This is a genomic window from Paenibacillus sp. FSL M7-1455 (assembly GCF_038004655.1).
Lineage (GTDB): Bacteria > Bacillota > Bacilli > Paenibacillales > Paenibacillaceae > Paenibacillus_AQ > Paenibacillus_AQ cookii.
On sequence record NZ_JBBORO010000001.1, the window covers coordinates 6,037,438 to 6,051,364 of the forward strand.

Below are 13,927 nucleotides of genomic sequence, written 5' to 3' on the forward strand. Positions count from 1 at the left end.
TCCAATTGATTTTCATCGTCTTGCCACGTCACATATTATACTTAAATATGTCCTCATCGTATATAGAAACCTGCGATTTTTCGCAAAATGTTCTTCTTGGATACGTCCATCCCCCAGGCGGCGTTTCATAAGGACACGCTGGGTTCCAGCTTTAAGCCGTTAAAACGGGATGAAGAATAACTGTCCGCCATATGAGGACAGTTGTTTCATTTTTGAAAGCCTCGCCGGCCGCCGCAAAAAGCTCAATTCATCTTCATCCGCCAGCTTAAGAGCGAGGCTTTCTTATCCCAAAGCGTTTCTAAGCTTAGACGCCTTCCACACGGATTTCCACTTCGTCCGGACGGTACACCGCAGTAATGCGGCCTTCCCGGTCCGTGGCAAACAATACGCTCCGGTCGCTTTCCAGCGTAAAGCTATAAGCTGCCCCGGTGCGCGGATCCTGAACCTTGACGGAAGCATCCCAGCCGAATTCGGAAACAAACACGTACAGGTTTCCTTCCTTAAAGCTTAATTTCCGTCCGTATACCCCCGGAAGCTCGCCGCCGGCAATCCAATGCATGTCCTGCCCCACGCCTGCGGCTTCGGCCGCATACTGGTACAGCTCCACGATCGGCTCGTCGCGGCCGTTCAGCTCCAGCGGAAGGCTGCTCCAGATCAGGCGTCCCTTGCCGAGCGGCATGTCGACGACATGGTCCATGGATCCTTGGGTTCCATCCGCATCAGCCGGGCTTTCCTTGACGACCTCCGCAATTCGCCGGTGGCCGAAAGAAACGGCCATCGGACGGCCGCCCAGACCCAGCATTTCCTCCCTGCGGACGTTGGCGAGCTTGCGTTTGCCAAGCACCTCGTCCATGCGGTCGCTAGGCCGCCAGTAGGCATCGAGGCCGAGCGGTCCGGTCACGAGAAGCGTTACGCCCGATTCCTTGACGAGGGCGATCAATTCTTCCAGAGCGCCGCTGTCCATATTATGCGGGCTTGGTACCATGATCAGCTTCGGCGTTTGCCGCCGCAGCGCGTCCAAGTGATATTCGGATGCCCCTCGGAACGGAATTTTGAGATCATAGGACATCAGCCGCGTCAGGCGGGTCGTCGATTGGAACGCCAAAGCCCGGTTGGAAAAATCATTCGAATACGGGAAGACGACGGCGACATCTTCAAGCTCGCGGTCCGTGAACAAGTCACGCGTTTCCGCAATGAACCGGCCAAAATCATAAGAGACGTCGGCCTCCGGCTTTTCCGTGCCGTCCGCCCGCAGGGCGCCGATATGCGACTCGTTAGCGTTGTCCATATAGAAGTTCGTGTTCCAAATCCAGTGAATCGCTCCGGCTCCCCCCGTCGAGAAGGCGTACGCGTATTTGCGCTCCAGAATGTTGCGCAGCTCCGCTTCGGAGCGCTTGGCGCGTCCGTCCGGCGTTTCCACGTACATGATGCCCGTTTCCTGAATCAGGTTCGGCTTGTCGGGCGTTTTGGCGAAAATGCCGTCCCAAACCAAATAATCGTTCAGCCACCAGGAGTGCACCGTCGTATAATCAACGGCTTTCTCGTAGAAAAACGGCGAAGGACGCTGAGCGCCGAGCGCCTCGTCCTGGCCGACCGTCACGAGATGGTTCGGGCACAGCTCTTTGATGGTGCCAACGAGCTGCTCTGCCCAAACGTTGTGCATATCCATCGAGAAGAGGCAGTAATCGAGCCATCTGGTTCCTTTTTTGGCCTTATGCATATCCTGTACGTCGAAGTTGATGTCCTCCGCTTCGGGAATGACCACCGACTCGAAATCGGGCAGCTGGTCCGGCGACATGTTCCAGGCCTCCTGAAGGCTTCTTATATCGCCGTGACGCTGTTTCAGCCACTTCACGAACGCCTGGCGCTCGAACGGATCCCTTGCGGAACGCGGGCCTTCCGAGAAAATCCGCGGCGGGTCGAACATCGAAGGCTCGTTGATCAAATCCCAATCCACATGGGTCGTCGCCGTATGGCGGCTGACGATGCTGCGGATGAATCTCTTCTGAGCCTCCACGCTTTGCGGATCCAGATAAGGATTGACCCCTTCCCAAGTCTCCGGCGTGAAGGAGAAAAACGTAAAGGTTACCTGCAGACCGTGGCGTTTGGCCGTCAGGAAAAAGGCGTCGATCGCGCGCAGAACCTCTTCCGACGCGTGTCCGTCAACCTGCATGATATTCCGGTATGCCGTCCATACGCCGGTACGGATCCAGTTGATGCCGGCTTTGGCCATTTGGGCCATATCCCGCTCCCAAACGTCTACGTTCGGCAGGAACAGAAACTTGCGGGCCACGTCGGAGGTCATGTACGTCATGCCCACGACAGGCAAAGGCCGTCCGTCCTTGACGAAATAGTCGCGGCTGCGGCTGATCGGCTCCCCTCCGGCCAGCAAACGGTCGTCGCGTCCCCAGAAGCCTTGGCGCAATATCCGCACTTCGCCGTCGGGACCTTCCGCGCGGCAGCGAATCCGGTACAATCCGCTCTGAACGTCCAGCGGAACCGGAATGCGGACAAAATTTTGCTCTTTGCTCACTTGGGCTTCGAATTGGCGGTTCCAAACCTCGCCGCCGTCTCCCTCATGGCGGACTTCCAGCGCAAAGCTCCATGTTTCGGGAGCCTCGGCCCGCTCGTCACCGCGCTGCAAAATTTGCGTCTGAAGCGTCAGCACGGCGTGTTCGCCCGTTTCATAGGAAGCATAATTCGGCTTCAGCGAGAGCTCGGTGACCCCTTTGGCGCAAAAACGCGCCCATGCCAATAACCGCTCTGCGCCGCCATTGTCCCAGAATGCCGCCTTCAGCGGCAGGAAAACAAACATCCAGCGCGAACCGGCAAAGGTGACGCGGGAGTTTTCCCACAGCACGACCGGCGCGGCGATTTCGCGCCCTTCGGCGCTGACCCCTTTCAGCAGCGGATAAATCTGCGTGCTCATCGGGCCCGCCGATCCCATCTGGTGAGGCAGGTCGCTGCTTTTGGTCGTATGCGGCACGAGGTTCCACACATCGTCCAATTCGAAAAGCCCTTCTTGTCCCGCAAGAAGCGGAATGCTGTCCGAGGCCGCAAACGAGGCGACCTTCGCCGTATCCACCCGCAGAGCTTCATGAATGTACAGCTCTTGATGGTACGCCGTCTGTTCCGTTTGGGGAACCCAGGATCCGTTCTCCAAAGAAACCGGACGCTTAAAAGGCGCCCCTCCCGCGCTGATCAAACTTCCCCCCCGATGAAGGAAAGCCGATATTTCCGTCCACGCGGATTTTGGAAAATAAGGGGCGTGCAAATTGACGAAACAGCCGTTTTCAAGCCCGCGCAGGGCATCGGCAAGCTCTGCGGCGCCGACGACTTTTACGCCCTCCGTTTTCCCGAACGCCCCGGCCTGCGGGATCAGGCCCGCCGCCGGGAAATCGGGATCGCAAAAAATGATGATTCGGTTTTGGCTCATAGCAATCCTTCCTTCATCGCTTTATAAACCAACTGCGAGAACAGGCTGTTCGACCAAGCGAACCATTTCCGCGTGAAGATGGTTGGGTCGTCGGCATGGAAACCTTCATGCATAAAGCCCGTGTCCGCGTCGGTTGCTTCCAGCATTGCGATCATTTCCAGTTTTTCCTCGGCCGTCTGCGCCGTCAATCCCTGCATGGACAAGGCCATGTGCCAGATATAATTTTCCGGCGTGTGCGGGCTGCCGATGCCTTTGGCCGCCTTGCCTTCGAAATAGAACGGGTTTTCCTTGCTGAGGGCAAACCGTCTCGTATTTTGGTAAATCGGATCGTCGGCCGTCGTGTAGCCCAGGTAAGGAATGGACATCAGTCCCGGCGTGCCCGCGTCGTCCATCAGGCAGTAGTTGCCGAAGCCGTCGGTCTCATAGGCGTAAATCGGCCCGAATTCCGGATGGCGGTAAATGCCGTACAGCTGAATGCCGTGATTGACTTCGATTTCAAGCTCCTTGAGCTCTTCAAGGAGATCCATGTCACGGAATACCCATTCGGCAAATTCCTGCATTTGGCGCAATGCGACCACCGCGAACATGTTGCCCGGAATGTTGTAATGGAAATCGCAGGCATCGTCGCTGGAGCGGAATCCGGACCAGATCATGCCCGTGTAGTTCACCGGCATCCCCAATCCGTTGTTGCGCAGCGAATCGGTCAAAATGCCGTTGTTCCGCGTGAAACGGTACGGCGACAGCTCAAAATGGCGCTGCTCGGTTTTGAATACGTCGACGATTTTACGCAACGCCGCTTTGAAGTTGGCATCGAAAATATCGGTAAGCTCCGTCTCTTTCCAATACAGGTAGGCTAGACGGATGACAAAGCACAGGGAATCGATTTCAAATTTGCGTTCCCACACCCAAGGCGACATTTCGGTCTTATCGGTGGTATTCCAATGCCAGTCGTTCGCCGATTCGTTGAAGGCATTCGCGTAAGGATCGATTTGAACGTAGTGGATATGGCGTTTGATCAATCCTCCGATGATGCGCTGCAGATCGGCGTCATTTTTGGCAAACGGCACGTAGTGAATCACTTGCTCGACGGAATCCCGAAGCCAGGAGGCGGGAATGTCGCCCGTGATCACGAAGGTCGTTCCATCGTCCATCAGTTTCGTCGTCGTTTCCAGCGTATTCGGGAAACAATTTTTGAACAGCTGAAGCAGCTTGGGCCGGTGGGCCAGCTTCTCTTCGGCTTCTTGGATTACGTCTTGAATAGCCTGCGGCAGCTCAAGCTTAGGCATCGGTATTTTGGGAAGTCTGAATTGTTCCAATTGAAGAACGCTCCTTTGTAAGCAAAAATGAAATATGAAGCACGGTTTGATGGCTAACGAAAAAAGTCATAAAACCGGCATTCCCGCGGGTGAAGACGCGCAAGACCATGCATAGTCCCTGCGGGAACCCGGATTGAAAAACACGGTATATCCTATCGGAATCGGTTATCGGAGGAGTACCGTTTTAATCTCGAACGGAGCAAAAGACAAGGTCAGACGTCCTTCGTCCGGTTCCAGCCTCTGAACGGGCTCCTCCAGCGCATTCGAAAGATAGGCCTCCTCAAAAGCATACGGCCATTGCAGTTCGATCTGCTCCCGGCCGCCGGAAGATTCATAGAACCGCAGAATCGCGCCGTTTCCGTCTTCCGCCGGTTTTACCGTATCCAGCACGACATGCCGGCTATCCAAAGATATGAGGGACTGCGCGGCAGGGCGCGTCCCTTTCTTGCCTGCTTGCAGCGGCAGCACGGGGAGCTCTTGGTTCAGTTCCGCCGCATGGCGGACCGTATGGGCGTCTCTCCAGTCGCCGCTGTGCGGAAGCAGCGAATACGTAAAGTCGTGCTCGCCGAGATCGGCGGTTGCATCCGGCCATTTCGGCGCGCGCAGCAGCGACAAACGGATCGTGCTGCCCTGAACGTCATAGCCGTATTTGCAGTCGTTCAACAGGCTGACCCCGTATCCATGCTCGGATACGTCCACGAAGCGGTGCCCGCATACCTCGTACTGGGCCTGCTCCCAGCTGGTATTGCGGTGTGTCGCCCGTTCCAGCGATCCGAACGGAATTTCATAGGTCGCCTTTTCCGTCACCACGTCGATCGGAAAGCCCACTTTCAGCAGCTTGTGCGCTTCATGCCAGCTGACATGCGTTTGAAAGTCGATCCGTGGATCATGATGATAAAAGATGACGTCCTGCGTGATTTCGGATTGGCCGATCCGCCAACGGAAGCGGAGCACATCCTTGGTGCGTCCCGAGAGTACCAGCCGTTTCTCCAGCAGCTCCGCTTCTCCCGCCGGCTGCTGCTCGTACCGCGTATCGATGTCCCATGCGTCCCATAACGTCGGTCGGTCATGGAAAAAGTGGAACCGGTTCGCTCTCTCGCCCGACTTGACGATCTCCCGCCCGGCTTTTTTGTCGAACAGCCCGATCATCTCGCCGCGCTCGTTAAAACGGGCAAGGTAATAGGAAGTTTCCCATGTATCCCCGAACGCTGCAGCGTCTTCCGTTTCTGAAGAGAATAATGCTTCCGGCGGCGCCTTCAGCCAAACGGTTTTATAGCCGAATGCGGGAATATCCGGCACGTAAACGGATATGCCGCCCTCGACCCGGTCGGTTTCGAGCCTTGCGCCCTGTTCGTCATAAGCCTCCAACGCGCCTTGCTGCGTTTCAATGCGGATCGTCGCGCTTCGGCTCCAGCCCAGGCTGTTGAACACGGCATACGGGATTCCATCCTGCCCGGTCGTGTCGATCGCCGCAGCGATTGCCTGAACGCCTTCCTGCAGCCCCGACTTCCCTTTATTAAAAATTTCTCCGTATTCTTTATCGGAGGTTTCGTACGTTTCCGTAATGGCCGAGCCCGGAATGATGTCATGGAACTGGTTCAACAGAATCAGCTTCCAGCCTTCATGCAGCTGCTGCAATGCGGCTTCCCGCTTCGATGCGGCCATGTCCGGCTGCGCCAACGAATTCCATAGCTCCGCTTCCCGGTATAACGCTTCCGCTTTCCGGTTGTTCCGTTTGTTGCGGGCATGGGTCGTATAGGTTCCCCGGTGAAGTTCGAGATATAAGTCGCCCCGCCACGTCGGCAGCGCGGGATTCGCTTCGGTAATGCGTCCAAAAAACTGCGCTGCCGTGCTGTAGCGGCTTGCAGGTTGTCCAACCATCAGCTCGGAACGGTCGATATATTCCAGCATTTCGCGGGTCACGCCGCCCCCGCCGTCTCCATGTCCGTAGAGCAGCATTTGCTCGTTATGCTTGGACTTCTCCCGGTAAGACTGCCAATGGTCGTGGATGTCTTTCGGCAGCGTGTGTTCATTGACGCCATGGTTGAGATAAGACAAAATCGGCGTCCCGTCGATGCCCACCCAATGGAACAAATCGTACGGAAACCGGTTGGTGTCGTTCCAGCCCAGCTTGGTGGTCATGAAATAATCCACTTTTCCGTGCTTTAAAATTTGCGGCAGCGAGGCGCAATACCCAAACGTATCGGGCAGCCATTCGATGTTCGACGTCTTGCCGAATTCCTCCTGATAGAACCGCTGTCCGTATAACATTTGGCGGATCAGGGATTCGCCGCTCGGCAGATTCAGGTCGGGCTCGACCCACATGCCCCCGACGAGCTCCCAGCGCCCTTCCGCGATGCGGGCCTTCACCCGCTCGAACAGTTCAGGATCGTTGTCCTTCAAAAAGGCGAACAGGAGCGGCTGGCTTTGCGCATACCGATACTCCGGATACTCCTCCATCAGCCTGTCGACGGTCGAAAACGTCCGGCTGGCCTTTCGCACCGTTTCCCGCACGGGCCACAGCCAGGCGATATCGATGTGGGACTGGCCGACCATATGCTCCAATCCTTCGGCGTTTCCGCCGATGTCCCGAACTTCCCGTCTTAGCTCGGTTTCGATGTCGGCAATCCTGCTCCCTTCGCGGATCGCGGCCGCGTCCATGTTCACGAATCGGTCCATGGCCCGGTGCAGCGCTTCCATCAGCCTCACCCGCCGGAAATCCTCCTGCGGCAGCAGCGCGGTGGAATCCCGGACGATCGTAACGGTATACATCAAGCTTTGTACCGCCCGGTTCGGTTTGACGAGTTGGCTTGTAATCGAAGTGATCGGAGGCTGGATCACAGCCTGTTGGTTCAGCGGATCCACGGGCTCCGGCACCGGATCGAACAGCTCGATTTCCAGCTCCGGAGATTCGCCGACGACGCGCGGGTCCAGCGTAACGTACGTATGGTTCCGGTCCAGCCCTTGATAGGAAGCTCCGTTGACCCGGAGCAATCCTTCGCCGCCCGACTTGAACACAAGGCCAAATGGCTCTTGCGTCCATTCGGCCGGTAGTTGCAGCTTGGTTTTAAAAAAGTAGGTCGTCCCCTGCTTGCTCGGAAACGAGTTCAATCCCTGCCCTTCCGGATAAGGAGCCGAATTCTCGTATTCGCCCGGCAGCTTATAATAAGAACGAGTAATTTCCCAGCGGCGGTACTCCATTTGCTCAAGCCACTGGTTTTCCGACAGTTCGCGGATAAAACGTCTGATCCGTTCCATCATCCATCCTCCCGTACAGTCAAAGACGTACTCAGCGTATCGTTTACGTTCCTTCCGATGTGGACTTGGAACAGACCCGGTTCAACAACGGGTTCCAGATCCCGCCCAATGTACTGCAGTTGCTCTTTTCCTATTTCAAAAGAAACCGTTTTGGTTTCTCCCGGCGCAAGCTCAACCTTGGCGAACCCTTTCAGTTCCATCAGCGGCCGGCTGGCTTTGCTGACGGCATCCGAGATGTAAAGCTGAACAACCTCTGCTCCGGCCCTGCCGCCGGTGTTGGTTACATCCACCGATACGATCGCCGATTCGTTCGCTCCGATGGAATCCTTCGTGATGTTCAGGCGGTCATAACCAAAGGTCGTGTAGCTGAGTCCGTATCCGAACGGATACCGCGCTTTCGAGTCTTCCTCCAAATACCGTTTGCCGCGCGACCGTTTGCCGTTGTAATAAACCGGAAGCTGTCCGACATGCTTCGGCACGGACACGGTCAGCCGGCCGGACGGATTGACGTCGCCGAACAAAATGCCTGCCACCGCATGCCCCCCTTCCTGTCCGGGGTACCATGCTTCCAGAATGGCGTCGGCATGCTCGTCGATCCACGGCTCGGCGATCGGACGCCCGTTGATGTAAACGACGATGAAGCGTTTGCCGAGCTTATGGATCTCCTGCATCAGCTCCAGCTGCACGCCGGCAAGGCCGAGCGTCATGCGATCGATCCCTTCGCCGCAGTCCATGTCGTTCCATGAGTTGTCCGAAACCTTCGAAGCCCCCGTTTTCAGGTCGATGGTCCCTTCCCCGAAATCGCGGGCGCTGGAACCGCCAACCACCATCACGACGGTATCCGCTTGCTTCGCGCAAGCGAGCGCGTATTCAAAGCCCTCCCGGTCTTCGCCTTTGATCCGGCATCCGGGTGCGTACAGCACGCGCTCAGACTCTTTCGCTAGCCTTGCCCGGATTCCCTTCAAAACCGTCGCCACTTTTTCCGGCGGCTGCGGCGACGTGTAATCGCCCAACTGGTTGTATCCGGCATCGGCATTCGGCCCGATAACCGCGATTTTCCCGCAGCGGTCATCAAGCGGCAGCGCTCCGTTTTCGTTTTTGAGCAGCACGATGCCTTCTTCGGCAAGCTTGCGCGCCAAACTTACGTGCTTTTCGCTGCCGATGACGCGCGCGGCCCGATCCGGATCCACATAAGGATTGTCGAACAAACCAAGCTTGAACTTCAGGGTCAGCACCCGAAGCACCGCGCGGTCCAATACTTCGACGTTCAGCCGACCTTGATGAAGAGCCTCAAGCAAGTAACGCCCAAACATTTCGCCGGACATTTCCATGTCGATGCCCGCCTCGATCGCCTGCACGGATGCGTCCAGACCATCTTCCGCCACGTCATGTCCCGCAGCCAGCATGTCGATCGCCCCGCAATCGGTAATGACCATGCCGTCGAATCCCCATTGCTTCCGCAGCACTTCTTCCAGCAGCTCGGTATTGACCGTGCACGGCACGCCGTCAATTTCGTTGTAAGCGGGCATGATCGAAGCCGCTCCGGCTTCGACAGCCTTTTTAAACGGATACAGGTCGACTTCCAGCAGCTCGCGCCAGCCCATATGCACCGGGCCGGCATTGCGTCCGCCCTCGGAGCTGCCGTATCCGGCAAAATGCTTCAGCGTGGCCGCTACGCTGCCGTCGCTGTCCAGACGCTCCCCTTGAAGCCCCTGGACCGCCGCGGCCGCAAATTCGCCGATCAGGTACGGGTCTTCGGAGAAACATTCCTCCGTTCGTCCCCAACGCGGATCACGCACCACGTCGAGCACCGGCGAATAAGTTACCGCTCCCCCTTGGGCGCGGGTTTCCGCGGCTACCGCGCGGCACATTTCGCGGTACAGCTCCACGTTCCATGTGCTGCCCAGCAGCAGCGGCACCGGGAATACCGTGCCGTCGATCGCCATATGCCCATGCGAGCATTCCTCCCCGATCAGGATCGGAATGCCGAGACGCGAATGTTCCACGGCGTACCGCTGGAGCCGGTTGACGGCCTCGGCGCCTTCTTTGGCCGACAGTCCGTTTTCCAATGTGACGCCGGTCCACGGATCGGCGCGCAGCACCCCGTAGAGGGAGCCTACGCCGCCGTTTTTCACCTGCTCTTTGAACGTTTCCGTCAAAGTCACGGCGCCGTCTTTGTATTCATAGGTTTGCCAGCCGAACGGCTGCACCAGCTGGCCCACCTTTTCTTCCAAAGTCATCAGGCCTAGCAAATGCCCTGCCCTTTCCTCAACCGATTTCGTTTTGTCCTTATAAAGCAACATCTCCACTCTCCCTATCCGTTTCTAGTGATGTTGTTATTCTTTTACGGCACCCACGGTCAAGCCTTGAACGAAATAACGCTGGAAGAACGGATATGCAAAAATGATCGGCAATGTGGCCAGTACGACCATCGCCATCCGGGACGTATCCTGCGGAATGGACTGCAGCGCCGCCATGCTAAGCGAAGTGTTCGCCGAGTTTTGCTGAATGAATTGAATGCTGGATTCGATCCGCATGAGCATCGACTGCAGCGGCACCAAATTCGGATTGTCGATGTACAAGAGAGCGTTAAACCAGTCGTTCCAGTAGCCAAGCGTGCTGAACAAACCGATCGTTGCGAGGCCGGGCAGGGACAAAGGCAGCACGATGCGCAAGAAGATATAGAAATCGCCCGCACCGTCGATCCGTCCCGACTCGATAATCGCCTCGGGAACGCTGGTGCTGTAAAACGTCCGAAGAATCATGATATAAAAAGCATTCATAGCCAGCGGCAAGATAAGGGCCCATAGGCTGTCTTTCAGACCCAACAACTGCGATACGACCATGTAAGTCGGAATCATGCCGCCGTTGAACAGCATCGTCAAAATGGCAAATATGGAGAAAAATCTGCGGTAGCGGAAGCTTTTCCGCGAAATCGCATAAGCGTAAAGCGAAATCAGGATCAAGCTGACGATCGTGCCTACGACAGTGACAAGGATCGTTACCCCGTAAGAACGGAGCAGCGTATCCCCGCTTTGAAATACGAACCGGTAGGCTTCCAGACTCCATTTGGCCGGAAGCAGGCGGTAGCCGTCCGTTGCCAGCGTTTTTTCATCCGTTAAAGAGATGATGACGACGAACAAAAAAGGAAAGACGCATATGAAGGCGAACAATCCCGCGATGATGTTGAGAACGACGTTCCAACCGGGGGACACATGATGAAAATCCCGTTTTTTTCTGATGACCTTCGCCATAATTCTGACACTCCTTTCAAATCTTTTAGAACAGGGCGCTGTCTTTGTCGATTTTGCGCACGACAAAGTTGGAGACGATGACAAGAACAAAACCGACGACCGATTGGTAAAGCCCTGCAGCCGTACTCATGCCGATTTCCCCTGTCGTTTTCAGACCGCGGTATACGTACGTGTCGATTACGTTCGTCACCGAGTAAAGCGTGCCGGAGTCTCTCGGAACTTGATAGAACAGACCGAAGTCGGCATAGAAAATGCGGCCTACCGCAAGCAGCGTCATAATGATGATGATTGGCGAAAGCATCGGAATCGTGATATTGCGGATTTGCTGCCATTTGCTGGCGCCGTCGATCATGGCCGCTTCGTAAAGGGATTTATCGATGCCCATAATCGAAGCCAGGTACACGACGCTGTTATATCCGACCGACTTCCACAAACTGACGAAGATCAATATATATGGCCAATATTTAGGATCCGAATACCATTGAACGGGCTCTGCGCCAAACCAGCCTAGAATCTGGTTCAGCATGCCGCGGTCCATGCTCAGGAAGCTGAACGCAAAATAGCCGACGATGACCCAGGAAAGAAAATACGGGAGGAACATGCCGGTTTGATAAATTTTGGCCATCGTTTTGCCGACGAGCTCGGACAGCAAAACGGCCATCGCGACGGAAAGCACGAGTCCTATAATAATAAATGCGATGTTGTACAATAACGTATTGCGCGTAATGGTGTAAGCATCGTTTGTGCTGAACAGGAACTTGAAGTTGTCCCAGCCTACCCATTTGCTGTTGAAGATGCTGGCCCAAAAGCCGTCGCGGCTGAAACGGTATTGCTTGAAAGCGACGATCGTACCGACAAGCGGCAGATAGGAAAAGAAGAAAAACCATATCGCACCGGGCAGCACCATAAACAGCATGACTTTGTTCTTTAAGAGGTTTTTAAAAAATGCAGCCATCGTGTTCCCTCCTGAATGTTGAAAAATGAAAAAGGATCGGGCGAAATCATCACCCGCCCGATCCCAAAAATGTCGTTCAATTGTTACTTGTTATTTGCGGCTCTCCATTCGTCGAGCTGTTTTTGGGCTTCGGCCATGACTTTGTCAAGACCGGCTTGCTTGAAGGCAGCGATTGCTTTCGGCAGGTAGGTTTCAGGATCTACGGTACCGGTCATCAGGGATGCCCAGAATTGTTCTTTCACGTTTTGAACGGCAGCCATTTCGGTTGCGACTTTCGTGCTGTCAAAGTTGAAGCTCAGAATTGGAGAATTTTTACCCGATGCGTTGAACTTCTTGAATTGATCCCATTTGTCGTCCGGATCATTCGGATTCAGGTAAAGCAGCATGTTGTTGCCCAAAGAGTAAGACGGCATGTCGTAGTTTTTCGATTCCGGAAGGTTTTCCATGTGCTTGTCGTCAACCTTCTTGTAATGAACGCCTTCGATGCCGGAGTCGACCATGTTGCGAAGCACTGGATCCGTGTTCAGCAGGTTCAGGAATTCCATCGCTTTTTCAGGATGTTCGGAGTTGGCCGAAATCGCCATGATCGAACCTTGAACGGAAGTGTTCGTAATGATCGGATCGCTTGCCGGCGACGAAACGACAGGATATCCGTAGCTTGCGGACCAGCTGTTGTCGGCCAGCGGCTGGGTTTGCGCGCGGTCCATGAACCAGTTGCCGGATGTCATCAAGTCGCTCGTCGAACCTGTCGTTGCGGCTTCAGGCGCGATATAACCGGCTTGGTAATACTTGTGCATCGTAGTCAGCGCTTGCTTCATTTCAGGCGTTTCCAAAATGTCCACGATTTTATAATCGGTCGTGTCCAGTTTGACCGCCATTGGCAGGTTCTGAATGACGTAATCGTAAGGAACGTAAGGAACGTAGTTTTTGTCCATGGCGAACGGCGTTACGCCAGGTTCTTTTTCCTTGATCGTCTTCAGAAGCGGCTCGATGCTGTCGAGCGATTTTACTTTCGTGATGTCGAAGTTGTATTTGTCTAACAGCTTTTTGTTAAAGCGCCATACTTCTTGTTGAGGAAGCTCTTTATTGGCAGGAATGCCGTAATTGTGGCCGTCGACCTTGGAGCCTTCCAGGAAAGCAGGATCGATCGTTTTCTTGATGCCTTGTCCGTATTTTTCAAGCAGGTCGTCGAGTTCCATGAACGCGCCTTTTCTTGCGTTTTGCACGTAATCGAATCCGCCCGCCGCCGTGAACACGATATCCATCGGTTCGCCGGATGCTACGTTAACCTGCATTTTTTGCGCGTAATCGCCCCAGTCGACCATTTTCATCGTAACGGTTGCATTGATTTTTTCTTTGGTATATTTGCTCACTTCCGCCATGACCTTGTCCACGTCTTTTTGCGGCGTTCCGATGGTGTACCAGATCAGGTTGACCGGTTTTTCGGAATCTTTTCCTCCGGAGGCGGAATCGCTTTCGGCGCTGTTGCTTCCTCCCCCACAGGCACTGAGGACAAGCGTCAAGGCCGTCAACATGGCCAGTGCGAACGAGAAGCTTTTTTTACTCTTGCTCATGTGTAAATCCTCCCTTTTGAATGCTTCAAGCATCTCTTCCCGGCCCGGCTCGCGGGCGGGCGCCAGATGCGTTTCTCTATTTAAGCGCTCTGGCTTGTCTGTACTAACTAAGTTAACCTTACCGAATGAAAGCA

7 protein-coding genes are annotated in these 13,927 nt (G+C 55.2%); all 7 read right to left on the bottom strand.

What is annotated here, in order from left to right:
- Positions 1-304: 304 nt before the first annotated feature.
- The 7 genes from NYE48_RS27480 to NYE48_RS27510 all read right to left on the bottom strand — a co-directional run bounded on the left by NYE48_RS27480 (position 305) and on the right by NYE48_RS27510 (position 13,793).
- Positions 305-3,436 carry an alpha-amylase family protein gene (locus NYE48_RS27480; RefSeq protein WP_341000570.1) on the bottom strand — a complete coding sequence of 1,044 codons (3,132 nt, stop codon included), beginning with the start codon at positions 3,434-3,436 and terminating at the stop codon, positions 305-307.
- Positions 3,433-4,752, bottom strand: a complete 1,320-nt coding sequence (locus tag NYE48_RS27485; protein ID WP_036710710.1) for a glycoside hydrolase family 125 protein — start codon at positions 4,750-4,752, stop codon at positions 3,433-3,435. The genes NYE48_RS27480 and NYE48_RS27485 overlap by 4 nt, the downstream gene beginning before the upstream one ends.
- Before the next feature lie 165 nt (positions 4,753-4,917).
- A complete protein-coding gene (locus tag NYE48_RS27490) occupies positions 4,918-8,010 on the bottom strand; it encodes an alpha-mannosidase (protein ID WP_341000571.1) in 3,093 nt (1,030 codons plus the stop codon).
- On the bottom strand, positions 8,010-10,313 hold the full coding sequence (locus NYE48_RS27495) for a glycoside hydrolase family 3 N-terminal domain-containing protein (protein ID WP_341000572.1): 2,304 nt from the start codon (positions 10,311-10,313) through the stop codon (positions 8,010-8,012). The genes NYE48_RS27490 and NYE48_RS27495 overlap by 1 nt, the downstream gene beginning before the upstream one ends.
- A gap of 33 nt (positions 10,314-10,346) precedes the next feature.
- The gene (locus tag NYE48_RS27500; RefSeq protein WP_212952023.1) at positions 10,347-11,264 is read right to left on the bottom strand and encodes a carbohydrate ABC transporter permease; all 918 of its coding nucleotides are present in this window, start codon (positions 11,262-11,264) and stop codon (positions 10,347-10,349) included.
- Between the two features lie 25 nt (positions 11,265-11,289).
- On the bottom strand, positions 11,290-12,219 hold the full coding sequence (locus tag NYE48_RS27505) for an ABC transporter permease (protein WP_036710713.1): 930 nt from the start codon (positions 12,217-12,219) through the stop codon (positions 11,290-11,292).
- An 83-nt stretch (positions 12,220-12,302) separates the two neighbouring features.
- The gene (locus tag NYE48_RS27510) at positions 12,303-13,793 is read right to left on the bottom strand and encodes an ABC transporter substrate-binding protein (RefSeq protein WP_036710718.1); all 1,491 of its coding nucleotides are present in this window, start codon (positions 13,791-13,793) and stop codon (positions 12,303-12,305) included.
- Between the last annotated feature and the right edge of the window lie 134 nt (positions 13,794-13,927).

What these genes read in the sequence shown, in the direction of transcription:
- NYE48_RS27500 (WP_212952023.1), bottom strand. Translation starts at nt 11,264, where the DNA reads ATGGCGAAGGTCATCAGAAAAAAACGGGATTTTCATCATGTGTCCCCC.
- NYE48_RS27490 (WP_341000571.1), bottom strand. Translation starts at nt 8,010, where the DNA reads ATGGAACGGATCAGACGTTTTATCCGCGAACTGTCGGAAAACCAGTGG.
- NYE48_RS27510 (WP_036710718.1), bottom strand. Translation starts at nt 13,793, where the DNA reads ATGAGCAAGAGTAAAAAAAGCTTCTCGTTCGCACTGGCCATGTTGACG.
- NYE48_RS27495 (WP_341000572.1), bottom strand. Translation starts at nt 10,313, where the DNA reads ATGTTGCTTTATAAGGACAAAACGAAATCGGTTGAGGAAAGGGCAGGG.
- NYE48_RS27505 (WP_036710713.1), bottom strand. Translation starts at nt 12,219, where the DNA reads ATGGCTGCATTTTTTAAAAACCTCTTAAAGAACAAAGTCATGCTGTTT.
- NYE48_RS27480 (WP_341000570.1), bottom strand. Translation starts at nt 3,436, where the DNA reads ATGAGCCAAAACCGAATCATCATTTTTTGCGATCCCGATTTCCCGGCG.